Genomic DNA, 21,944 nt, shown 5'->3' on the forward strand with positions numbered 1-21,944 from the left:
TGGGCGCTATGTGGATGTGAACATCCAGCGCGACGCCGCGGCGCGCTTCGGCATGAACATCGCCGATGTGCAATCGGTTATCGCCTCGGCGGTGGGCGGCGAGAACATCGGCGAGACGGTGGAAGGCCTGCGGCGCTTTCCGATCAACGTGCGCTACCCGCGCGAGCTCCGGGACTCGCTGGAACGGTTGCGAAGCCTGCCCATCGTCACTGCGCGTGGGGCGCGGCTGGTGCTCTCCGATGTCGCGGACATCCGCATCGCCGACGGGCCGCCGATGCTGCGCAGCGAGAACGCCCGGCTGTCGGGCTGGGTCTATGTGGACATTCGAGACCGCGATCTGCGCTCGGCAGTTCAGGACATGCAGCGCGCGGTCGCGAAAGACGTGAAGCTGCCGCCGGGCTACTCCGTCTCCTGGTCCGGCCAGTTCGAGTTCCTGGAGCGCGCCACCGCCAAGCTGAAGGTGGTGGTGCCGTTCACGCTGCTCATTATCTTCGTGCTGCTGTACCTGACCTTCAAGCGGTTCGACGAAGCGCTGCTGATCATGGCCGCGTTGCCCTTCGCCCTGGTCGGCGGCATTTGGCTGCTCTACCTGCTGAGCTACAACCTGTCCGTCGCGGGGGCGGTCGGATTCATCGCGCTGGCCGGCGTGTCCGCGGAGTTCGGCGTGATCATGCTGCTGTATCTCAGGCAGGCCTGGGATCACCGGATCGAAGAGGGCAAGACGGGCACGGTCGATCTGTTGGACGCGATCCGCGAAGGCGCCGTGCTGCGCGTGCGTCCCAAGGCGATGACAGTCGCCGTCATCCTGGCGGGCCTGTTCCCGATCATGTGGGGAGAAGGTACCGGCTCCGAAGTGATGCAGCGCATCGCCGCACCCATGGTGGGCGGGATGATCACGGCCCCGTTGCTGTCGATGTTCGTGATTCCTGCGGCTTACCTGCTCATGCGGCGGCCGCGCCCACCTCGGGATCCCCTCGCATCTCGCCGCGCGTTCTGGGAAAGAGGCCATGACGCTGCCTGATCGCCCGCAACGCAATCGCGCACGCTCCTTGGCGTCGCGCTGTCGCTGCGTCTGGTTCTGCTGGGGGATGGCTATACAAGCGCGGACGCCGATGCAGCCGGAGGCTGGGCCCACCGGATGGACAGGCAGGCAGGCAGGCAGGCAGGCAGGCAGGCAGGCAGGCAGGCAGGTTAGTGCCAACGGCGCGATGCTGACTTTGAAGCCCTGGGTTCACGCTTCTACGAGCGGCTCTCATGCGCTGCGGTTTTGACGTGAATCGCCGTCTTGGGTGTTTGGGTGAAGGTGAAGGGTAGGGCGGTCGCCGCAGGGTTCGGGATCTCAGCCGGCTTGCGGGCGCACCGAATGTGGGAGGCCGCATGCGGACACTGTATCTCGCTCTGTTCCAGTGGATCGCCGCAGGCTATGACCCCCAAGCCTGCTTGCGCAGCCTTTTAGGGTCCGCGTTTACATGATCTTTGCAGGGCTTGTGTGTACTTACCCCACATCTCGAACGTTCAAAGGATTCAAGGGCGGTAGTCGCCCTCTTTTTGGAGATCCTCATGCTTCTCAAGCGCTCAATATTCCTTCAATTTGCTGCGGCAAGCATTGTGGCTGCTGCCGCATTGCTCGGCGCCGGCTCGGCGAGCGCCGGTTCCAACTGGTCCCTCGGCATCGCAGCGCCAGGCGTTGCAATCGGCGTGGGCGAGCCCGGCCCCGTGTACTACGAACCAGCCCCGGTGTACTCGCGCCCAGCCCCTATCTACTATCCGCCCGCACAGCCTGCGTACTACGCACCGGCGCCGATCTACTACGAGCCGGACTATCGCGGAGATGGTCGGCGGTTCTACCGCAGGAATTGGGACGGTGATCGCTACGGGGATCGCCGACACTGGGAGCGCGAGCGCCGTGAACATCGCAGGGATTGGAACGATAGAGACTAACGGAGAGGGGAAGGCACGGCGTTGAGCCGTCAAGTTGGCCAAGCACACGTGGCAGGGGCCTGCGCGTGAGCCGTCCCCACAACCTTGCGCACACGCGCACACGCGCACACCAGTGCCAATAAGAATACAAACGGCCTGTTGAGGCAGTACATTCCCCAGGGCATTGATGTCTCGAGCTACTCGCAAGCCAAGCAGAATGCGGTGGCGCGACTCTCAACATTCAAGCACCCGCCGCAACGCGCAGCCAATACGTTGCATCGGCCGGTTGAATCCGCAGTGCAGCCCTGTCAAAGGCGGCCCTCGTACATCACCTCCCGGTTCTTGCCGGATCGCTTGGCCTCGTAGAGCGCCTTGTCGGCGGCTTCGATGAGGTGAAGAAGGGAGCCGCCGCGTTGCGGGATCGTCGACGCGCCACCGACGCTCACGCTGAGGTGCCCGGCCACCGAGGAGCGGTCATGTACCAGATGCAAATCCTGCACTGCCAGGCGCAGTTTTTCGGCCTTGAAGCGCGCTCCGGCCAGTGGCGTGGTCGTCATGATCAGCGCGAACTCCTCGCCACCGAAGCGGGCCAGAAGATCGGTCGATTGGTCGGCGTTCTGCTGCAAGATGCTCGCCACCTTCTTCAACGCCTCGTCGCCGGCCAGGTGGCCGTAGGCGTCGTTGTATTGCTTGAAGTCGTCGATATCGATCATCAGCACGGAGAGCGAGCTTTGATCGCGCAGCGCCCGGCTCCATTCCTCCTCGATGTGTTCGTTGAAATGGCGCCGGTTGCAGACCTCAGTGAGTCCGTCCATATGGCTCATTCGCTGCAGTTCAATGTTCTTTTCCGTCAACTGTCGCTGGCTCTCGCGCAGTGCCCGGTAGGCGTCGTCACGCTGCAGTTGGTTCGAATACGCCTTCGAGTGGTAACGGATGCGCGCGATCAGTTCGACCTGGCTCGGCAGCTTGACGAGATAGTCGTTGGCGCCGGCCGCGAACGCGTCGCCTTTTACCGCCGGCTCCTCCTTGGTCGACAGCACCACGATGGGTATCTCCGCGGTGGCCGGATTGGCGCGGTACCGGCGAACCAGCGTCAAGCCGTCGATGCTTGGCATGACCAGGTCTTGCAGGATCACCGTCGCCCCAATCTGCTCGGCAACCGTGATCGCTTCAGCCGGGTCGGAACAGTAGTGGAAGTCAATGTTCGGCTGGTTCAGCAGCGCGCGGCGCACCGCCTCCCCGACCATCGCCTGGTCGTCGACCAACAGCACCATGACCCGGTAGTCCTTCGCAGCGGACGGCATCGACGCATCGCGGCTCTTCGATTCAACTTCGATCATCAGGACCCCCTGGTTCAGGTTGGGTGGAAAGGGCATTGCGCAATCGCGTTGCGATCGCTTCTATCGGCAAGACATCCACCGCAGCGTCCAACGCGATTGCGGCCTTGGGCATGCCATACACGGCGCAGCTGGCTTGGTTCTGCGCGATGGTGTAGTGGCCCTTGTCGCGCAAGGCCTTGAGGCCGTGCGCACCGTCGCGTCCCATGCCGGTCAAGAGCACGCCTACGATGTCGCCCTGCCACAGCGCGCATGCACTATGGAAGAACACGTCGACCGACGGGCGGTAGACATAGTCCTGCGGGGCGCGCGTGTAGGCGAGTCGCCCGCCCGCCACGAGCCGCAGATGGTCATTGGTGGCGGCGAGCAGCACCGCGCCGCGGGTTGGCCGATCGCCTTCGCGGGCCACCCCAACCGGCAGCGTCGAATGTTGCCCCAGCCACTCCGCCATGCCGGCGGCGAACTGCTCGTCCACATGCTGGACGATGACCACAGCAGCTGGGAAGTCGGCCGGCAGACCGCGCAGCAGCGTGGCCAGAGCCGCCGGCCCGCCCGCCGATGCGCCGATCGCGACCAAGCGTTGTGGATGGCCTGCCCCGGATGCCGCAGCGAACCGGGGGACGCCTGTATCGGCCCTGCTGCTGTCGCCGATGAGCCGGGCGATGATCTCGATCTTCGCCAGCACAGGCGCGGCGCCAACCCGCGGGTCGCCGGCGCCGAGCGCCGGCGTGTCGACGACATCCAGCGCACCGTGGCCCATTGCCTTGAAGACGCGCGCAGTGTTGGCCCCCATGTTGGCGGTGACGAGCAGGATCGCGCACGGCGTCTCGGACATGATGCGGCGTGTGGCCTCGACGCCGTCCATTTCCGGCATCAGCAGGTCCATCAGGATGAGATCCGGCCGCAGTTCAGCGCAGCGCTGCACTGCTTTCGCGCCGTTTTCGGCCACCCAGACGACGCGGTGCTCCGGCTTCAGCGCAAGCACGCGCCGCAAGGCCTCTACGGCCAGCGGCAGATCGTTGACGATGGCGATCTTCATGCGACGGCCTCGCCGATCAGGTCGACGACCGCCTGCAGCAGCGTCTCGTCGTGGAAGCTGCCCTTGGTCAGGTAGTGGTCGGCCCCGGCCTCGAGCCCGCGCCTGCGATCCTCGGCGCGATCCTTGTACGACATGATCATCACCGGCAGCGACTTCAGGTTCGGATCCTTCCTGACCAGCGTCACCAGCTCGATGCCATCCATCCGCGGCATGTCGATGTCGGTCACCAGCAGGTCGAAGTGGCCGGTGCGCACCGCGTTCCAGCCATCCATGCCGTCGACGGCGACCTCGACGTCGTAGCCGTGCTGCGCAAGCAGCTTGCGCTCGAGCTCGCGCACCGTCAGCGAGTCGTCGACCACCAGCACGCGCTTGCGCTTTTTAACGTCGGCGGCGCTGCTACCCGGCCGCATCTGGCTTAGGTGTCCGGATGCGATCAGCTTCTGCACCGAGCGGATCATGTCCTCGATGTCGATGATGAGCACCGGCGAACCATCCTCCATCAGTGCGCCGGCGCTGATGTCCTTGATCTTGCCAAGGCGGGGGTCGAGCGCCTGCACCACGAGTTCGCGTTCGCCGAGGAAACGATCCACCACCACGGCATAGGTATCGTCGTGGTCGCCGATGACAATGATCGACAAATTGCCGCCGGACGTTTGAGGCTCGCCGGCTTGCAGGACCTGGTGCGCGGTGACGAGGCCAATACACTGCCCGTCGACCTCGACGTGCTGCCGTCCCTCGAGAAGTTCGACCTCCTGTGGCGCGAGTTTCAAGACGCGAACGATGCGCGCCAGAGGGAAGGCATAAGGCTCGCCGCCGATGTCCACGACCAGCGTGCGCACGACCGATAGCGTGAGCGGCAACTGCAGTTGAAAGCGTGTCCCCTGGCCGGCCTGCGTCGACACGCGAACGCTGCCGCGCACCTGCTTCACCATGTCCCGCACGGCGTCCAGCCCAACGCCACGGCCGGAAATCTCGGTCACGCGATCACTGAGCGTGAAGCCCGGCAGGAACAGGAACTCCAGCAGTTCGGCCTCCGACAGTTCGGCCGCGAGTTCGGCCTTTATGTGATTGCGGTCGACCACGGCGCGGCGCAGTACATCGAGGGCTATGCCGCATCCGTCGTCAGAGACGATGATCTCCAGCGCGCCGGCACTGTGGCGGGCTTCGAGCCGTACCACGCCTTCCGCGGACTTGCCCACGGCGCGGCGCAGTTCGGGCGATTCGATGCCGTGGCCGAGCGCATTGCGCAGCAGGTGACCCAGCGGTGCGTCCAGCTTCTCAAGTACATCGCGATCCACCGGCGTCGCAGCACCGACGATGTCGAGTCTGACCTGCTTGCCGAGCGAGCGGCCGAGGTCGCGCAGCATGCGCGGCGTGGCCTGAAGACCGTCGGCAAACGGCCGCATGCGACAGGCCACAGCCTCGTCGTACAGCCGGCGCGACAGGTCGGCCGAGCGCCTTTCGAGTGTATCGAGATTGACCAGCCCTCGTGCCAGCAACTGCTCGCATTCGAGCACACGTAGCTTGATCTCGTGTCGTGCAGCCGTGGAACGCACTTCCGGAGATGCTGCGGGCACATCGTCGTGCAATGCGTCGAGCCTTTGCACGATCTCATGCTGCAGCCGCTTGAGCCGCAGCAGCGAGTTGGCGAAGGGCTTGAGCGAGCGCGCGGCCACCAGCGATTCGCCGGCCAGGCCGAGCAGCCGATTCAGGCTGTCGGCACTAACGCGCACGGCGCGATCCGAGGTGTCGCGTTCGGTCATGGCCGCAGGGTTCCTCGGCACAGGGTCCAACGCCGTGGCCGGCGCAGCCTCGTCCCGCGCCGGATCGCCTTTGCCGTTGTCCTGCATCGCGTGTGTCAGCGCCTCGACAAATGCCTTCACTTGCGCGTCGGGCTGATCCGTCTCCGAGGTTTGGGCGAGGCGCCCGAGCAAATCCACACCGCCGAGCAGCAGGTCAATGTGGCCCTGGCGCAAACGCAGCCGACCAGCCTGCGCGGCGACGAGGCAGTCTTCCATTGCATGGGCAACGCCCACTGCGGCGCCGATACCGACGATGCTGGCGGCACCCTTGAGCGAATGGGCGGCGCGCATGCTGGCGTCAAGCTGGTCGGCCGCGTCCGGATCCCGCTCCAGGGCAAGCAGTCCCGCCGTCAGCTGTGGTGCCTGGTTCGCTACTTCGATACGGAACAGCTCCGACATCGACAGCTGGCTGAGATCTTGGGTGGTCAAGCCAGGCTCCGATGGAGTGTGTAGAACAGCAATTGCTCGTCGAGCAGGCCGACCGCGTGCTCTTGCCATGTCAGGACCGCTTTGGAGTAGGTCGCGGTAGCGCGAGCGACGGTGGCCGGCACCGCCTTCAACGTGTTCGGATCGAAGCGCGCAATGCCATGCATCTCATCGACCGCGAAGCCCAGTCGCTGACCGTCGATGCCGATCACCACCAGGCGTCGCAATGCCAGGTGCTGCTGTCCGCGCACGGTCTCTGCGGCGTGCGTAAGGCCGAGCATGGTGCCAAGCGACACGCAGACCAGCAGTTCACCGCGCACATTGGCAACACCCTGCACGATACCCCCGTGCCGGTTTGGCAGCGAATGAATCGCAAGCAAGGCGGCGACTTCCCGGAAGACCGGGGTCGGCAAGGCCAGCCATTCGGCACCGATGCGAAAAATGACCACTGAGTCCAACTCGGCCTGACCGACCTTGGGGGACTGTGCCATGTGGCGTGTGCAATCGGCGAGGTAGTCGGGCGGCGCCTCCCGATCCAGTAGGACCAACGCGGCGGCGGCGTGCGTCGGACAGTGGCTGCAGTGCACATGCTGCTTCAGTTGCGGGCAGGAGCCATCGCCGTACACGCCGATACGGTTCCAGCAATCGTCGATGGCGGTGTGCGCCGAGCCGGCAGCGATGGGCGACTCGACGTGCATGTCAGGCCCCGCCGCCTTGGTGCAGCCGGCTAGCGCGCCGCTGCAAGCGCTGCGCACCGGCCACGTCGCCCTGCTTTTGCAGCAACAGCGCGAGGTGGATTAGCGCGTCCTGGTGATTCGGTTCGAGGTAGAGCGCCTTGCGGTACTGGTCGGCGGCATCCGCCGTCTTGCCACTCGCATCGCGCACCAGGCCGAGCAGGTTGAACGCCTCGGCTGTGGGGCCGTGCTCGAGCAGATGTGCTTCGCAGTGCGCCGCGGCGTCGGCGAGGTGACCCTGGTCGGCAAGGCGTCGTGCGCGGTCGATGCTCGTCTTCGCTTCGGCCCGCGCAACGGCCAGCGGCGCGATAGCCGGCGGCGCCGCTCGGGGCCGAGCGGGCTGCAGCGCCGGGGCCACTGGTGCCAGCGCGCGTACGGGCCTGGATGGCGAAGGCGCCGTGCGAAGCTTCGTGTCGCTGCCGGCCACCGGATCCTTGCGGAAGGCGAACGCGAGCGGAAGCTTTGCAGAAACGAAACCGTGATCCGACAGCAGGGCCGTCTCCGAGGGGCCGACGAAAAGCCAGCCGCCCGGCTTGAGCAGCCGGCCCAACACCGCGATGGCGCGATCCTGCGTGGCGCGGTCGAAGTAGATCAGCACGTTGCGGCAAAAAATGACGTCGTAGAGTTCTGGCTCGGCCACGAGGCCGTCGAGCAGGTTGCCCTGCCGAAATTGCACCAGTCGGCGCACCGCGTCGGCCAGACTGTGGCCGCCGCCCGCAGTCGCGACGAAGTAGCGGTCGCGAAAAGCAAGGTCGCTGCCGCGAAACGAATTTCGACCGTACACCGCACCCTGCGCTCGCGCCAGTGCGCGGGTGCTGATGTCGACGGCATCGACGCGCAGCGTGCTTGCCGTAAAACCGGCGTCGAGCAGCGCCATCGCCATCGAATAGGGCTCCTCGCCCGTAGAGCACGGAACGCTCAGCAGGCGCAATACGGTTTGTGTTTGACGGGGCCGTCCGTCATCGCAGACCAGGCGTGTCAGCGCCGCGAAGGACGCCGGGTCGCGGAAGAACCAGGTCTCCGGCACGACCACCGCCTCGATGAGTTCCTGCAACTCGGGCGCAGAGCTGCTGAGCAGCTCCCAATAGGCCTGCGCATCCGGCAGCCGGCAGGCAGACAGGCGCTCCTGCACTGCGCGCTCGACGGCGGCTGAACCGATCGAAGCGGCGTCCAGGCCCATCGTCCGCTTCAAGAGTTGCTCGAACCGGGCGATGTCCATCACGCTGGCGCGGCCTCGTTGAACAACAGTGCCCGCAGCGACGGCGGCAGCAAGTGCTGCACCTCGATGCGCCGAATCAATCCGCGCGCGTCGGCGCTCACCGGGCCGAGATAAGACGCCGCATCGACGCTGACGCCGGCCGGCACGAAGTCCGCCGGTTCACGGTGCAGCGTTTCCGTCGCCCGTTCGGCCAGCAAGCCCAGCAGGTGTGGCCCATCGGCGGGGTCGGGGAAATGCACGAGCACGATGCGCGTGCTCAGGCGATTCGCAGATGGGCGGCCGAGCGCCAGTTCGCTGAGGTCGATCACCGGCACCGGAGCGCCCCGGTACTGGCACAGGCCAGCCACCGCTGAGGGCGCGTGGGGAATCACCTTCACGTCGAGCCGCGGCAGCACGGCGACGACTTGGCCCGCATCGAGCGCGTAGCGTTCGCCGCCGAGCTGAAAGAGGAGGAACAGCATCTGGCCGGGCCCTCGCTCCTCAAGCCTCCACCAGCTTGAAGCGCGAGACCCCGCTGCGCAGGCCGCCTGCGGCCTGGTGCAAGCCGTCGATCGCCTCGCCCGACTGGCGCAGCGAGTCGACGGTCTGCTGGGCGGCTTCGCTCAATTGCGTGAGCGCCTGGCTGATCTGCTCGGCACCGGTCGCCTGCGCCTGCACGCCTTCGCTGACCTCCACGAAACGCGGTGCCAGCGCCTGCACCTGAGAAATGATCTGCGACAGCTGCGTGCCGACCAGCTGCACCTCCTGCATGCCGCGGCGAACCTCCTCGGAAAACTTGTCCATGCCCATCACACCGGCGGACACGGCCGACTGGATTTCCTTGACCATCTGCTCGATGTCATAAGTAGCCACGGCCGTCTGGTCGGCGAGCCGGCGGATCTCCGTCGCGACCACGCCAAAGCCACGCCCGAAATCGCCGGCCTTCTCGGCCTCGATCGCTGCGTTCAGCGACAGCAGGTTGGTCTGGTCGGCCACCTTGGTGATGGTGGTGACGACCTGGTTGATGTTGCCGGCCTTTTCGCTCAGTACCGCGAGCTTGGCGTTGATCGACCCGACGGCCTCCATCACCTTGTGCATGGTCTCACCCATGCGCAGTAGGCCTTCCTGTCCACCGCCGGCCAGTGTGGCTGTCTCCTCGGCGACGTGCGACACCTCGCTCATCGTCCTCACCAATTCGCGCGAGGTGGCGGAAATCTCCTTGGACGTGGCGCCGATCTCAATGGTCGTCGCGGCGATCTCGCTGGCGGTGGCCTGTTGCTCCTTGGACGTGGCAGCTATCTCTGTCGCGGAGGTGTTGACCTGGATGCCAGACTTCTGCACCTGGCCGAACAGTAACGTCAACTGCTCCGTCATGCGATTGAACCCCTGCGCCAGCGTGCCGAACTCGTCGCGCCGCTCCAAGTCCATCCGCTGGGTGAAATCGCCGGTGCTGATCGCATCGGTGACTGTGAGCAATCGGCCCAGCGGCCGGGTGATCGACCGCAGCAGGACATAGCCGAGCGCCAGCGCCAGCAACAAGGCCACGGCGAGACTTACCATGATGGCCGTGTTGGCGGTCGCCACCGCACTCATGATCTGCCGAGCCGCCTCTTCGGCATCTGTCTTGTTGAAGTCGACCAGAAATTGCGTTGCGCTGCGGATTTTCTCGAACTGCGGGTCGAGCTGGCTCTGCAGCAGCGCCCGGGCCGCGTCCCTTTTATTGTCCGCGCTCAGCTTCAGGACATCCTGCTGCGTACGCAGGTAGGCCGCGGCAGCGTGAAGGCTCTTGAATGCCTCGTAGTTCTCCTGATCATTAGGCGTGAAGATAGTACTTTCGTAGCTCCTGGTCAGGTTCTCCAACCTATCCCGGTTGGCCTGCAGCTGCGACTCGACCTTGCGCGTCTCAGCACCTTCTGTCTCCAGCACTTGCTTCTGGGTAAGCGCAAAGTTCTCTTGCCAGGCAACCATCATCTGACTGCTGTATGACAGCCCGGGCACGGCCTCCTTCTGAATGAGGGTCGCGTCATGAGCCACGCGCGCGAGGCAGGCGTAGGCAACGGCGCCCATGACAATCATCAGTGCCAGCACGGCGGCGAAGCTGGCGAGAATGCGATGTCGTATGGTCCAAGTTTTCATGAGGTTCAGGGCATCGCCATTAATCACGCTTGGCCCGGCAACGGCAGACGGGTCGACGCAAAGTGACGGGATCATGCGCCTTTTCCAGCCCGCCTCCTATGCGCCGGCGCGCACAGCTTGCTGAACGTCGTTCTTTATGCCGCCCGAACCTGTTCAAAGCCAGCCTGCTCGCCGGAACCGGTAATACAAAAATCCACACGCACTCGAAATGAGGAAGAGCGCCCCGGCATAGCCATAGGTCCACTTCAATTCGGGCATGTGCTCGAAGTTCATGCCCCAGATGCCGGCGAACGCCGTGCACACGGCAAAGATGCTCGCCCAGGCGGCCAGGCGTTTCATGACCTCGTTTTCCTCGATGGTGACCATCGCGAGGTTGACGTGGATCGCCGTCCCGATGGTTTCGCGCATCGCTTCGATCGACGCGTTGATGCGCCCCAGGTGATCGACCACGTCGCGGAAGTAGTCGCGAGCCCGCGCAGACCTGAGGCACGCGTCCGCCGTGCAGCTTGCTGGCGCCTTCAAGCAGAGGCGCCACCGCGTGCTTCAGAACCATTACGCGCTGCTTCAGTTCATAGAGTTGCTTGATGTTCGCGCGTGGGGCGCCCTTGGTGAAGATCCGCTGCTCGATTGCCTCCAGTTCGACCTCCAGCGAGTCGATCACCGGGAAATAGCGATCGACAACTGCATCCATAAGCGCGTAAAGCACGAATCCAGCACCATTGCGGAGTAACTCGGGCTCTCGCTCACAGCGCTCCCGAACGCCCAGGAAACCAAGCTTGCTGCGGTTGCGTACCGACAGCACGTAGTTGCGGCCGACGAAGACGTCGACCTCTCCGACGTTGATGCTGTTCGCGCTGTCCGCAGCCGGCTCGACCAGATGCATCACCGCGAAGAGCGAGTCGCCGTACTCCTCGATTTTGGGCCGCTGGTGCCCATGGCGCGCGTCTTCGACGGCGAGCGCATGCAGGCCGAACTCTTCCCGCATCTCGTCGAGTTCTTCGGGCGTGGCGTCGCTCAGCGCAACCCAGACAAAGCAGCCGGGCTGGACGATGTATTCGCTGATGTCCGCGACGGGAATGTCGGCCAGCTTGGCGCCGTCCTTGTAGGCAACACAGTTGATCAGCATCGGCGGATTTTGCTTGGTGGGAATGAGCGCGAATCTTGCCACGCCCAGAAGTCCTTCGAGCGGATCCTGAAGGCGCGGTGCGAGCGGATCACGGCTGTGTCATGTCGTCGCTATCGCCTCGCCACCCTCGGTCACTTGCCCCAGATATTCCTATAGGCGTCGCGATATCCGTTGTCGGGATCGAAACTGTTCTTCGGCCCGCCATCATTGTTGATGTTGTCGACCGTCACCAGGTGCACTGGCGTCGAGTAGCCGCTGGGCGCCTGGCTGGCGAGCGCACGGTTGATCTCGTCAACCATCTGCCAGCCGTGCAGATTGAGTGGCTCGGGCACGGTGCCGGCCTGGAAGCGCTGGTTGCGGATGCGTTGGTAAGCCGACTCCGAACCATCCCCGCCAGAGAGGTTCTGAAGCCCCTTCGCGCTGCCGCCGGCCGATTGCAGGGTGGGGCCCATGAAGTCGAAATACAAGTCGTTGATGCCGAGCGAATAGCTCCACTTGGCGCCGTGGCGCTGGATCAGCGAGGTCGTCAGCTGCGGCATGCGGGTGGAGGTGTCGGCCAACGGCGTGTCTTCGACGCCCAGCAGGCTGCAGCCGCTGCACTTTCTGATGACGTTGGCCATGGCGTTCGACTTGGCAATCGCCACCGCGTAGGCCGAATCGGTGAACACCACCACGCCGGCCTTGCCGTCGGATTTCGCGACCGCGTAGAGCGCCGCAATCTCGGCCACGTCCTGCGCGCTCGTCGTCACGTTGAAGAACATGCCGTCCACCGCGCCGGCTTCCTTTGCGGCGTGCCAGCCGACGACGGGCACCTTGGCCTCGTTGGCCTTCTTCACGCTGGTGGCCTGCTCCCTGGCGTCGAAGCCGCCGAGCAGGATGCCGGCTGGCTTGAGCGCCATCGCCTGGTTGAAGGCCGAGGTGCGGCCCTGCACGGTGCCCTGCCCATCGAGGACGCGCACCGTCCAGCCGAGGGTTCGGGCAGCTTCTTCCACGCCCTTGGAGACGCCGAGCACGCCTCCGTTGCGCATGTCCGAGGCGACGAACACGATGGTCTTGCCGGCCGGTGCCTTGGGGCCGGTGGTAGGGCCATCCCACTTGTTCTTCGGTGCCGTCGCGGCAGCGACTTTCTGCTTTGCCAGGTTGAGAAAATCGTCGGCCATGGCGTGGCCGGCCAGCGCCGCGAGGCCCGCGGCCAGAATGCCGGCGAGTGCCGTGCGGCGTGCCTGGCGGATCGATGTCTGGAAAGATGTCTTCATGGTTGTCTCCTGGTTGTGGTGGGTTGGGGAATAAAGAAACTCAAGATCCCGCGGGCAGCTTCGGCGTGCCAGCCGGATGCGATGCGATCTGCTGGTCGGCGATGCGGCGCTTGATCGACTGGCCGCGCTTGCGTTGCGCGTAGCCCGCGATGCCGATCGACACCAGCAGCGTGACGCCGTTGAACAGAGGCTCGACGAAGAACGCACCGCCGAACTGCTGGATGCCAGAGATGCCCACCGCCAGGATCGCCACGCCGACCAGCGTGCCCCAGACGTTCACGCGCCCGGGCCGGATGGTGGTGGAGCCGAGGAAGGCGCCGACCAGCGCCGGCAGCAGGAACTCGAGCCCGACGCCGGCCTGGCCGATCTGCAGGCGTGACGCCAGCACCACGCCGGCAAAGGCCGACAGGGTGCCCGAGGCGACGAAGGCGCCGATCACGCACTTCTGCAGCGGAATGCCATTGAGCACGGCCGCCTTGGGGTTGGAGCCGATCACGTACAGCGCACGGCCGATCGGCGTGTGCTCGCTCACAAGCCACAGCACGACAGCCACGGCCACCACATAGAACGCGGTCACCGGCAGGCCGAGGAGATCCGCGCCGGCGATGTTCAGGAAACCATCCGGCAGGCTGCCGATCACCTGCCGTCCGCCGCTGTGCCACATCGCGATGGCATAGAGCACGGTGCCGGTGCCGAGCGTGGCAATGAAGGAGTCGATCTGCGCCTGCTCCACCAGCACACCGTTGAGCACACCGAACAGCGCGCCGCACAGCAGCACCACGGCGACCGCCGCGGGCCACGACAGTCCGAACTGGGTCTGCAGGCTGATCGCAAGGATGTGCCACAGCACGATGCCGTAGCCGACCGTGAGGTCGATCTTGCCGGTCATCATCGGAATGGTGGCCGCGAGCGCAAGCAGCGCGATCACCGATTTGTCGCTGAGGATCGAGCGCAGGTTGAACAGCGTCGGAAAGCTCTGCGGCAGCAGGAGCGAGAACAGCACGATCAATCCGAGCATCAGCACCGGCAGGCCGTACACCGGCGTCTGCCGGCTGATGCGGCCGAGCAGGCCCGAGACTTTGGCGTCGAAGGACGGATCGGGTTCGAGCGCGGTGGCCCTGATGGAAGTGGTCATGATGTTGTCTCTGTCGTTGTGGGTTGTTTTTCCTGCCTATCGCCGCCGGCCGCGGCCACCAGCAGGCCGGCGACGGTCAGTGCGGCGCCGGAGAGCTCGCATGCGGGCGTGCCGTCGCGAAATACCAGCGCACGCGTGCAAACGTTGGCGACTTCCTCGAAGTCGGTGGAGATCACCAGTACGCAGACGCCGGCGTCGGCCTGCTGGCGCAGGATCTCGTAGATCTGGCGCTTGGCGCCGACGTCGACACCCGCGGTCGGTTCTTCCAGGATCAGCAGCGGCAGCTTCAGGTTCATCCAGCGTGCGAGCACCACCTTCTGCTGGTTACCGCCGCTGAGGTTCTGCACCTCGGCCTGCGGGGCGGGCGGATTCACGTCGAACTGGTGGATGAGGCGCAGCGCCTGCTGCGCTTCGTCGCGCCGCGCGAGGCGCGTTGTCAGGGTGCCGAGCGTCAGCGCCGGGTTGGGAAACAGGTTCTCCTGCACGCTGAGGCTGCCGCCGAGGTTCTCTTCGAGCCGGTCGCCCGCCACCAGCCCGATGCCGAGTGCAATGGCCTGCGCCGGGCTGCGCGGTGCAATCTGGCGGCCGCCGAGCAGGATGCGGCCGCGCTCCAGCGCGGAGAGGCCGAACAGCATGCGGCCGATCGCCTCGTGCCCGGCGCCGCGCAACCCGATCAGGCCCAGCACCTCGCCGCCGCGTGCCTGCAGCGTGACCGGGCCCGCGTTGGCGGAGTAGGCCGCGTCGAGCGCCAGGACGGTCTGCGTGCCGTCGCCGCGGGCCTTGGGCAGCGATGCATCGAACTTGCTGCCGACGATCAGCTCGACCAGCTCTGCCGCGCTCGCCTGTGACGTGACACGGCTGCCGACCAGCTTGCCGTCGCGCATGACCGCGGCCCGGTCGGAGATGTCCATGATCTCGTCGAGCCGGTGCGACACATAGATCATCGCGACGCCCCGCTCGCGCAGCTGCCGCAGCAACGCGAACATGCGCTGCACGTCGGCCATCGGCAGACTGGCAGTGGGCTCGTCGAGCACCAGCACCCGGGCATCGGCGTCGAGCGCGCGGCCGATCGCGAGCAGCGACTTCTCGGCGCGCGTCAGGGTGAAGACGCGGCGCCGCGGATCGATGTCGCAGCCGACATGCCCCAGCACGCGGCGTGCATTGCGCTCGACCTGCTTCCAGTCGACCAGCCCCAGCCGGCGCGGAAAGCCCATGCCGAGTGCCACGTTCTCGGCCACGGTCATCCATTCGACGAGCCCGAGATCCTGATGGATGAAGGCGATGCCCTGTGCTTGGCGTGGTGCGGCGCGCCATTCGGCTTCGGGGCGGCCCTGCAGCGAGACGCTCCCGCTGTCCTGGCTGTAGACCCCGGCCAGGATCTTGATCAGGGTCGACTTGCCGGCGCCGTTCTCGCCCAGCAGCGCGAGAATCTCGCCGGCGTGCAGGTCGAGCGAGACATCGTCGACGGCCTGCGTGCCGCCGAAGCGCTTGCTGAGCGCCTCGATGCGCAGCACGCGCGCAGCGGCGGCCTGGCCGTTCACAGGATCACCGCGCATGACACATCCGGCTCGCGCTGCGTGGCGATGAAGCGCTCGAAGGCCAGCGTTTCCACGTTGAAGTAGCCGAGCCTGTCGTTGTCCTGGCTCACGAACGCGAGCGGCCGGCTCGGGTGGAAGCTCAGCGCGATCGCGCGGGCCTCCATCGGAATGTGGGCCAGTTCCTTCAAGCTCTCCGGGTCGACCACCGACAGGCTGCGCGCGCCATAGTTGGTGACCAGCAGGCGCCCGTCGCGGTAGAGGTACAGGCGCGTCGCATCGTCGCGCGAGGGCGCCTCACGCAGCACCTTCATGGTGGCGGTGTCGATCGCGGTGAGCGTGTTGCTCCAGCGGTTGGCGACGTAGAGCGTCTTCTCGTCGGTCGAAAGCGCATAGCCCTCGGGCTTTTTGCCGGGCGAGCAGGGCACCGGCGCCGCCGTGGCGTCGTGCGGCCGGATCCTGGTCACGGTGTGCGAGAGCAGGTTGGACACGTAGGCGGTCTGTCCGTCGCGGGTCAGCGCGAACAAGTGGCTCTTGATACCGCCCGTCGGCACCGCGCGCCGCGGCGCCGTGTCGGTCTCGGGGCAGTCCAGCACCGCCAGCTGCGCGCGATCTTCGCTCAACACGTAGAGACGGCCCCGTTCGTCCATCTGCATGCCGTGCAGCCGGTTGAAGGGGGCGATGTCGATCGTGCGCGCGAGCTTGCGTGCCGCAATGTCGATCTGGAAGATGCACGTGCCGCCGTGCCCCAGGTGGCCCGAGGTCTCGACGCCGTAGTGGCCGACGTAGGCGTAACGCTTCGCCGCGTCCACCACGAACTCGTGCGGAAACTCTCCCAGCGCGATGCTGTGCAGACGCTGGCCGCTTTCAATGTCGTAGTAGCTGAAGCAATGGCTGCACTTCTCGACCAGAAGCAGGATTTCTTGTGTCATGGGCGCTGGATTCCTTCGGTAGCAAGAGTGATGCGGTAGAGCGAGGTGCTTGCCGCGATGTAGAGCTGGTTGCGTCGCGCGCCGCCGAAGCTGAGGTTGCCCACCTTCTCGGGCACGTGGATCTTGCCGAGGAGACTGCCGTCGGGGTGGTACACCTGCACGCTGTCGAGGCTGCTGGTATAGAGCCACCCCTGCACGTCGACGCGAAAGCCGTCGGGCAGGCCGGGGTTCACCTCGGCGAACACACGAGGGTTGGCAAGGGCGTCGCCATGCGCGTCGAACACCATCAGGTGATGGCGCCCGCTGCCGTCGTCGCGCATTGCGGCCGAGGTGTCGCTCACATAGAGCAGCGCTTCGTCGGGCGAGAACGCGAGGCCGTTGGGTTCCTGCACCGCATCGGTCATGGCATCGAGCCGGCCGCTCGCGGGATCGAATCGGAACACGAAGTTGGCGGCCTGCTCGCGCTCGGCGCGATGGCCCTCGCGGTCGCTGGCAATGCCGTAGGGCGGGTCGGTGAACCAGATCGTGCCGTCGCGCTTCACGATGATGTCGTTGGGCGAGTTGAGGCGCTTTCCCAGGTAGCGGTCGACCACGATCTCGTCGGGCACGTCGGCGTGCACGCCCCCGGCCGACGCACGCGTGCGGACGATGGCGCGCAGGCCGTGCGAGCAGTGGAGCAGATCGCCATTGAGGTCGCGTGCGTGGCCGTTGGTGAACTCCACGCCATTGCGCCACACGGTCATGCCTGCCGCCGCGGACCAGCGCAGCATGCGGTTGTTCGGGATGTCGCTCCACAGCACCGCGTCGTCCTCGTGCATCCAGACCGGGCCTTCGCCCCATTGGGCGCCGGTGCACAGTTTCTCGAGGCGAGCGCCTTCGACGACCGGGCGAAGACGCGCGTCGAAGATGTCGATGCGGGTGTCCATGCGCGTCATGCCTTCGCCCCACCGGTGGCCGAGGCCTTGCCGATCCAGCCGCCACCGCGCAGCAGCAATTCGAGTCGCGGCGTGGTGGACGCGAGGGCCTCGCGCGCCGAGCGCTTGCCGCTCAGCACGTCGGGCAGGGCCTGTCCGATGACGTCCTTGCTCATCTCGTCCCACTCGGGTATCAGCGGGCGCCAGTCCGGGTTGGCCGCACGCAGCACGAAGGGCAGGATGCTCTGCTCGGGATTCCTGATCTTGAAGTCGACGTCGGCCAGCGTCGACCAGCGGCTCGTGTTGCCTCCCAGCGTGGCCACGCGCAGGTCGTTCGCCTTGCTGGTCAGCCATTGGATGAAAACGAAGGCGGCCTCGGGGTTGCGCGCGTTCCGGGGTATCGCAAGTCCGAAGCCGCCGGTCTGGCCCGACAGGCGGGTACCGCTGGGGTGCATGGCATAGGCGATCTTGCCCACCACCTTCGAGCGCTTCAGATCCTTGGCCGGGCCCATCACGGCGAGGGAATCGAGATAGAACGCGCATTCGCCGTTGAGGAACGCACTCTGCATCTCGTCGAACCCAGCCTTGCCGGCAGCCACGGGGCCCGTCTCGACGAGCTTGCGCAGCGTTTCGGCAGCCTTGACGCCGGGCTCTTCATGCAGCATGGGCTTGAAGTCGGCGTCGAACACCTGGCCGCCGAACGGCGACAGGTGCAGCAGCCAGGCGTGGGTGACCTGGTGGCCGGCCTGCGAGCGCGATGCCACGCCGGCGATCTTTTCCTTGTCGCGGATGACCTCGCAGGCGCGCAGCAGCTCCTCGTAGGTGGAGGGCACCTGCAGCTTCTGGCGCTCCAGGATGTCGCGCCGGAAGCCCAGCACGCTGGTTTCCGCGCCGCAAGGCAATCCATACAGACGGGCGCCCGGGCCGGGCAGGTACATCTTCGGCCCGCCGACCATGCCGATCGCCTGGACGTAGGCGGGAATCAGATCCTTGAAGTCGTAGTCCGCCATCGCCAGCCGTGGGTCGGCCAGCATCTCCTCCAACGGCCGCAGCAAGCCCTGCTTGACGTACTCGGTCTTCCACACCACCAGGTAGGCAATGACGTCGTAGTCGCCCTCGGGCTTGCGCATGCTGGCGAACTGGCGCGATTTCATGTCGAGATAGGGCGTGCGGTCGCGCTCGATCTTGATACCCGTCTCGCGCGTGAAGTCGTCGAAGAGCTTCTCGGCCGCGTCGTAGTGCGGATGCGGGCCCGGATAGCTCAGCCGGATGGTCTGCCCGCGCAACTTGTCCCGGGCGCCTTGAGCACGGACGCCGGCCATCGATCCGGCCGCGCCGTACGCTGCTGCCGCTCGAATCAGCGATCTGCGGTTCATGGTGAACTTGCTTTGCAACATGTCAGCCCTTGACCGCACCGGCCGTCAGCCCGGTGATGATCTGCCGTGCGGCGACGAAGGTGAATATGAGTGGCGGGATCGCGATCAGGCTGCCCATTGCCATTACCTTGCCCCAGTCCACCCCGATGTCCGTGATGAACAGTGACGCTGCCACCGGCAGCGTGCGCGTGTGCCGGTCGGTCAGCACCAGCGCCAGGATGAATTCGTTCCACGCGATGCGGAAGGTAAAGATCGAGGCCGCCGCCAGGCCCGGCGCCATCAGCGGCAGCAGCACCTTGACGAACACCTTGATCGGGCCGCAGCCGTCGATGGCTGCGGCTTCTTCCAGCTCGACCGGAACTTGCAGCACGAACCCGTAGAGCAGCCAGATGGTGAACGGCAGGTTGACCGCCACGTAGAGCAGCACCAGGCCCCAGAGGCTGTTGACCAGGTGCCACTGGTTCCAGATCATGAAAACCGGAATGGCCAGCACGGCCAGCGGCACGGTGCGCAGCAGCAACGTGGTGTAGGCCACCGTGTTGCGCCCCGCGAAGCGGAAGCGGGCCAGTCCGTAGGCGGCCATGCATCCCAGCACCAGCGTGACGGCCGTGGAGACAATGCCGACGAACAGGCTGTTCATCAGGTAGGTGCTGAACTTGTCTTCTTCCAGCACGGCGCGATAGTTCTCCAGCGTCGGGGTGAAGATGAAGTTCAGCGGCTCGGCGAAGATTTGAACCTGCTGGCGCAGGCTGGTGGTGAAGATCACGGCGATCGGCGCAATGCACAGGATCGCGAGAGCGATCAGCATCACGTAGTGCAGCGTCGTGAGAAGAGGGGAGCGTTTCATGCCGGCCGCCTTACCTGTCGTTCCTGAGCGGGTTGGACAGCCGCAACGCACCCCAGGAGAGGGCCACCACCACCACCAGCAACAGCACCGAGATCGCCGCCGCAGCGCCAAGCTGCTGGCCGACAAAGGCGGTCTTGTAGATATGCAGGGCGAGGATCTCGGTCGAGTCGCCCGGGCCGCCGAAGGTCAGCACGTAGATCACCTCCAGCACGCGGAAGGCGTCGATCAGCCGCATCATCAGCGTGATGGCGATCACGTGCATCACCATCGGCAGCTTGACGAGAAAAGTCATCTGCCACCAACTGGCGCCATCGATGCGCGAGGCCTCGATCACCGCGCCGTCGACGTTGGCCAAGGCCGCCACCATCATGATGAAAACGAAGGGCGTCCATTGCCAGATGTCGGCGATGACGATCGCGGCGAAGGCCAGGGTCGGGTCGGCCAGCCAGCCGCGTGCGGCGATGCCGAACAGGCCCAGCACTGCATTGATGAGGCCGAACTGGGCGTCGAACAGGTAGCGCCAGGCCAGGCCCACCGCAATCGGCGCGATCATCATCGGCAGGATGAACAGCGTGCGAAAGAAGGCCGTGCCGCGCACCGGGCGTTCCAGCGCAAGCGCCAGGGCAATGCCCAGCACCATTTCTGCGCTGACGCTCACCGCTGCGAACTGCAGGGTGGTCCAGAGCGACGACCAGACGCGTGGATTGGAGAGGGCCGAGACGAAGCTCTCGAGCCCGACCCAGCGGGCCTCGCTCCACGGCGTGCCCATGCTCCAGTCGAAGAAGCCGAGCTGGAAGGCCGACAGCACAGGGTAAAGGCAAGCTGCCGCCATGATGAGAACGGCCGGGCCGAGGAAGAAGGCCGGAACCCAGGGGGAAGTGCGCATCGCGATCAGGCCTTGTAGCCGGCTTCGCGCATGATCTGCGCGACTGGCGCCACCAGATCATTGAGCGCGGACTCGGCGGTCTTTTTGCCGGTGAGTGCTTCGGAGATGCCGACGCCCAGGGCCTGCACGTTGATCTTGTCCCACACCGGGATGATCGGTCGCCAATCGGGGTTGGAGTATTTCAACGCCTCCCTGAAGGTGATGAACTCCGGGTACTGGCGCACCAGTTCGGCATCCGCCATCGTGGAGTTGCGCACCGGGGTGCCGCCGGCCCGGGTGCAGGCCTTGTCCTGTGCCTTCGAGGTCAGCCACTGCATCAACAGGAAGCTGGCATCGGCATTCTTGGCATTCTTCGGAATCGCCAGGCCCAGGCCGCCCGACTGCGATGCGCGCCGGGTGCCCATGGGGTGCAGCGCCCAGCTCACCTTGCCGGCGATCCTCGATTTGGAGGGGTCGTTGACCAGACCGGCGAGCGAGGTGGAATCGAGGTACATCGCGGCCTGGCCCTGCAGGAAGGCCGTATTGCTCTCGCCCTGTCCGTAGGCCGGGATGCCGGCCGGCCCGGTGGCCACGACCTCCTGCAGGAACTTGAGCGCCTTGACGCCCGCTTCGTCGTTGAAGCGCACCTTCCACTTGTCGTCGAAGATGCTGCCCCCGAGCGGGTTTAAGTGCAGCAGCCAGGCATGCACGCATTGGTGGCCGGCCTGCCCGCGCGAGGCCAATGCGCCAATGCCTTCCTTGTCTTTCAGCACGCGCAGAAGTCTTGTGAATTCGTCGTAATTGCCGGGTGGCTGCAGGTTGTGCTTGGCGAAGATGTCGCGCCGATAGGCCAGCACCGAGGTCTCGGCGCCATAGGGCAGGCCGTACAGCTGGGCGCCGGGGCCTGCCAGGTAGCCCTTGGGGCCTCCGACCATGCCCAGGTTCTCCAGGTAGATCGGGATGATGTCCTTCAGGTCGTAGTCGGGATCGGCCAGCGCAGGATTCTTGAGGAAGCGTTCCAGCGGATGGATCAGGTTCTTGGCGACGTACTCACCCTTCCACATCACCACGTAGCTCACCAGGTCGTAGTCGCCCTGCGACTTGGCCATTTCGAGCAGATGCTTTTCCTTCATGCGGCCCATGGCCAGCTTGTCCACGTCGACCTTGATGCCGGTTTCCTTCGTGAATTCGGGCAGGATCTTCAGCATCGCGTCGTAATGCGGATGCGCCGGGATGCTGAAGGTCACGGTCTGGCCCGCGTACTTGGTGTAGCGGTTCTGCGCGAGAGCCCCGCGCAAGGGCAGGCCGGCGCCGAACACGGTGATGCCGGTGCGCTTGACGAAATCTCTTCTCTTCATGGTTGTCT

General features: G+C 65.5%; 18 protein-coding genes and 2 pseudogenes. 3 read left to right on the forward strand and 17 right to left on the reverse strand.

Translation table 11 applies throughout. The annotated features are described in order from the left end of the window. The 3 genes and pseudogenes from ACSFA8_RS23180 to ACSFA8_RS23190 all read left to right on the forward strand — a co-directional run. The coding region (locus ACSFA8_RS23180) for an efflux RND transporter permease subunit (RefSeq protein WP_435481835.1) at window positions 1-1,021 on the forward strand (1,021 nt) is incomplete at its 5' end. 539 nt (window positions 1,022-1,560) lie between these two features. Further along, a complete protein-coding gene (locus ACSFA8_RS23185) occupies window positions 1,561-1,941 on the forward strand; it encodes a hypothetical protein (protein WP_435481836.1) in 381 nt (126 codons plus the stop codon). Window positions 1,942-2,055: 114 nt separating this feature from the next. Then, window positions 2,056-2,210: pseudogene (locus ACSFA8_RS23190) on the forward strand (IS30 family transposase); the annotation flags it as partial. 18 nt (window positions 2,211-2,228) lie between these two features. Here ACSFA8_RS23190 and ACSFA8_RS23195 read toward each other — a convergent pair. From ACSFA8_RS23195 to ACSFA8_RS23275, 17 genes and pseudogenes are all read right to left on the reverse strand, one after another. After that, window positions 2,229-3,194, reverse strand: coding sequence for a diguanylate cyclase (locus tag ACSFA8_RS23195; protein WP_435481837.1), 966 nt, complete (start codon window positions 3,192-3,194; stop codon window positions 2,229-2,231). A gap of 52 nt (window positions 3,195-3,246) precedes the next feature. After that, window positions 3,247-4,296, reverse strand: a complete 1,050-nt coding sequence (gene cheB, locus ACSFA8_RS23200; RefSeq protein ID WP_435481838.1) for a chemotaxis response regulator protein-glutamate methylesterase — start codon at window positions 4,294-4,296, stop codon at window positions 3,247-3,249. Beyond that, the gene (locus ACSFA8_RS23205; protein ID WP_435481839.1) at window positions 4,293-6,527 is read right to left on the reverse strand and encodes a hybrid sensor histidine kinase/response regulator; all 2,235 of its coding nucleotides are present in this window, start codon (window positions 6,525-6,527) and stop codon (window positions 4,293-4,295) included. Before ACSFA8_RS23205 ends, cheB begins: the two co-directional genes overlap by 4 nt. Continuing rightward, entirely contained in the window at window positions 6,524-7,222 is a 699-nt protein-coding gene (locus ACSFA8_RS23210; RefSeq protein WP_435481840.1) for a chemotaxis protein CheW, read from the reverse strand. The genes ACSFA8_RS23205 and ACSFA8_RS23210 overlap by 4 nt, the downstream gene beginning before the upstream one ends. Before the next feature lies 1 nt (window position 7,223). Further along, complete coding sequence (locus ACSFA8_RS23215; RefSeq protein WP_435481841.1) at window positions 7,224-8,477, reverse strand: CheR family methyltransferase; 1,254 nt, start codon at window positions 8,475-8,477, stop codon at window positions 7,224-7,226. After that, window positions 8,477-8,938: a chemotaxis protein CheW gene (locus tag ACSFA8_RS23220; protein ID WP_435481842.1), complete on the reverse strand. Its 462-nt coding sequence runs from the start codon at window positions 8,936-8,938 to the stop codon at window positions 8,477-8,479. The genes ACSFA8_RS23215 and ACSFA8_RS23220 overlap by 1 nt, the downstream gene beginning before the upstream one ends. Before the next feature lie 19 nt (window positions 8,939-8,957). Then, window positions 8,958-10,592 carry a methyl-accepting chemotaxis protein gene (locus ACSFA8_RS23225; protein WP_435481981.1) on the reverse strand — a complete coding sequence of 545 codons (1,635 nt, stop codon included), beginning with the start codon at window positions 10,590-10,592 and terminating at the stop codon, window positions 8,958-8,960. A gap of 153 nt (window positions 10,593-10,745) precedes the next feature. Further along, window positions 10,746-11,718, reverse strand: a pseudogene (locus ACSFA8_RS23230) (magnesium and cobalt transport protein CorA). Between the two features lie 131 nt (window positions 11,719-11,849). Continuing rightward, on the reverse strand, window positions 11,850-12,974 hold the full coding sequence (locus tag ACSFA8_RS23235) for a substrate-binding domain-containing protein (protein WP_435481843.1): 1,125 nt from the start codon (window positions 12,972-12,974) through the stop codon (window positions 11,850-11,852). A 40-nt stretch (window positions 12,975-13,014) separates the two neighbouring features. After that, window positions 13,015-14,109, reverse strand: a complete 1,095-nt coding sequence (locus ACSFA8_RS23240) for an ABC transporter permease (protein WP_435481844.1) — start codon at window positions 14,107-14,109, stop codon at window positions 13,015-13,017. Then, window positions 14,106-15,665, reverse strand: a complete 1,560-nt coding sequence (locus ACSFA8_RS23245) for a sugar ABC transporter ATP-binding protein (RefSeq protein WP_435481845.1) — start codon at window positions 15,663-15,665, stop codon at window positions 14,106-14,108. The genes ACSFA8_RS23240 and ACSFA8_RS23245 overlap by 4 nt, the downstream gene beginning before the upstream one ends. After that, window positions 15,647-16,576: a YncE family protein gene (locus tag ACSFA8_RS23250; RefSeq protein ID WP_435481846.1), complete on the reverse strand. Its 930-nt coding sequence runs from the start codon at window positions 16,574-16,576 to the stop codon at window positions 15,647-15,649. The genes ACSFA8_RS23245 and ACSFA8_RS23250 overlap by 19 nt, the downstream gene beginning before the upstream one ends. Further along, the gene (locus ACSFA8_RS23255) at window positions 16,573-17,502 is read right to left on the reverse strand and encodes an SMP-30/gluconolactonase/LRE family protein (protein ID WP_435481847.1); all 930 of its coding nucleotides are present in this window, start codon (window positions 17,500-17,502) and stop codon (window positions 16,573-16,575) included. Before ACSFA8_RS23255 ends, ACSFA8_RS23250 begins: the two co-directional genes overlap by 4 nt. Window positions 17,503-17,507: 5 nt before the next feature. Next, on the reverse strand, window positions 17,508-18,866 hold the full coding sequence (locus ACSFA8_RS23260) for an ABC transporter substrate-binding protein (RefSeq protein ID WP_435481848.1): 1,359 nt from the start codon (window positions 18,864-18,866) through the stop codon (window positions 17,508-17,510). 22 nt (window positions 18,867-18,888) lie between these two features. Next, window positions 18,889-19,713, reverse strand: a complete 825-nt coding sequence (locus ACSFA8_RS23265; protein ID WP_435481849.1) for a carbohydrate ABC transporter permease — start codon at window positions 19,711-19,713, stop codon at window positions 18,889-18,891. A gap of 10 nt (window positions 19,714-19,723) precedes the next feature. Further along, window positions 19,724-20,599 (reverse strand): carbohydrate ABC transporter permease, encoded by an 876-nt coding sequence (locus tag ACSFA8_RS23270; protein WP_435481850.1) that lies wholly within the window; start codon window positions 20,597-20,599, stop codon window positions 19,724-19,726. Window positions 20,600-20,604: 5 nt separating this feature from the next. Next, the gene (locus tag ACSFA8_RS23275; RefSeq protein ID WP_435481851.1) at window positions 20,605-21,936 is read right to left on the reverse strand and encodes an ABC transporter substrate-binding protein; all 1,332 of its coding nucleotides are present in this window, start codon (window positions 21,934-21,936) and stop codon (window positions 20,605-20,607) included. Between the last annotated feature and the right edge of the window lie 8 nt (window positions 21,937-21,944).

Source organism: Variovorax nitratireducens (assembly GCF_051216545.1).
GTDB lineage: Bacteria > Pseudomonadota > Gammaproteobacteria > Burkholderiales > Burkholderiaceae_C > Variovorax.

Bases quoted from the DNA above. Each gene is read 5' to 3' on its own strand.
- ACSFA8_RS23185 (WP_435481836.1), top strand. From the start codon at position 1,561: ATGCTTCTCAAGCGCTCAATATTCCTTCAATTTGCTGCGGCAAGCATT.
- ACSFA8_RS23195 (WP_435481837.1), bottom strand. From the start codon at position 3,194: ATGGTGCTGTTGGTCGACGACCAGGCGATGGTCGGGGAGGCGGTGCGC.
- cheB (WP_435481838.1), bottom strand. From the start codon at position 4,296: ATGAAGATCGCCATCGTCAACGATCTGCCGCTGGCCGTAGAGGCCTTG.
- ACSFA8_RS23210 (WP_435481840.1), bottom strand. From the start codon at position 7,222: ATGCACGTCGAGTCGCCCATCGCTGCCGGCTCGGCGCACACCGCCATC.
- ACSFA8_RS23215 (WP_435481841.1), bottom strand. From the start codon at position 8,477: ATGGACATCGCCCGGTTCGAGCAACTCTTGAAGCGGACGATGGGCCTG.
- ACSFA8_RS23220 (WP_435481842.1), bottom strand. From the start codon at position 8,938: ATGCTGTTCCTCCTCTTTCAGCTCGGCGGCGAACGCTACGCGCTCGAT.
- ACSFA8_RS23225 (WP_435481981.1), bottom strand. From the start codon at position 10,592: ATGAAAACTTGGACCATACGACATCGCATTCTCGCCAGCTTCGCCGCC.
- ACSFA8_RS23235 (WP_435481843.1), bottom strand. From the start codon at position 12,974: ATGAAGACATCTTTCCAGACATCGATCCGCCAGGCACGCCGCACGGCA.
- ACSFA8_RS23240 (WP_435481844.1), bottom strand. From the start codon at position 14,109: ATGACCACTTCCATCAGGGCCACCGCGCTCGAACCCGATCCGTCCTTC.
- ACSFA8_RS23245 (WP_435481845.1), bottom strand. From the start codon at position 15,665: ATGCGCGGTGATCCTGTGAACGGCCAGGCCGCCGCTGCGCGCGTGCTG.
- ACSFA8_RS23250 (WP_435481846.1), bottom strand. From the start codon at position 16,576: ATGACACAAGAAATCCTGCTTCTGGTCGAGAAGTGCAGCCATTGCTTC.
- ACSFA8_RS23255 (WP_435481847.1), bottom strand. From the start codon at position 17,502: ATGGACACCCGCATCGACATCTTCGACGCGCGTCTTCGCCCGGTCGTC.
- ACSFA8_RS23260 (WP_435481848.1), bottom strand. From the start codon at position 18,866: ATGAACCGCAGATCGCTGATTCGAGCGGCAGCAGCGTACGGCGCGGCC.
- ACSFA8_RS23265 (WP_435481849.1), bottom strand. From the start codon at position 19,713: ATGAAACGCTCCCCTCTTCTCACGACGCTGCACTACGTGATGCTGATC.
- ACSFA8_RS23270 (WP_435481850.1), bottom strand. From the start codon at position 20,599: ATGCGCACTTCCCCCTGGGTTCCGGCCTTCTTCCTCGGCCCGGCCGTT.
- ACSFA8_RS23275 (WP_435481851.1), bottom strand. From the start codon at position 21,936: ATGAAGAGAAGAGATTTCGTCAAGCGCACCGGCATCACCGTGTTCGGC.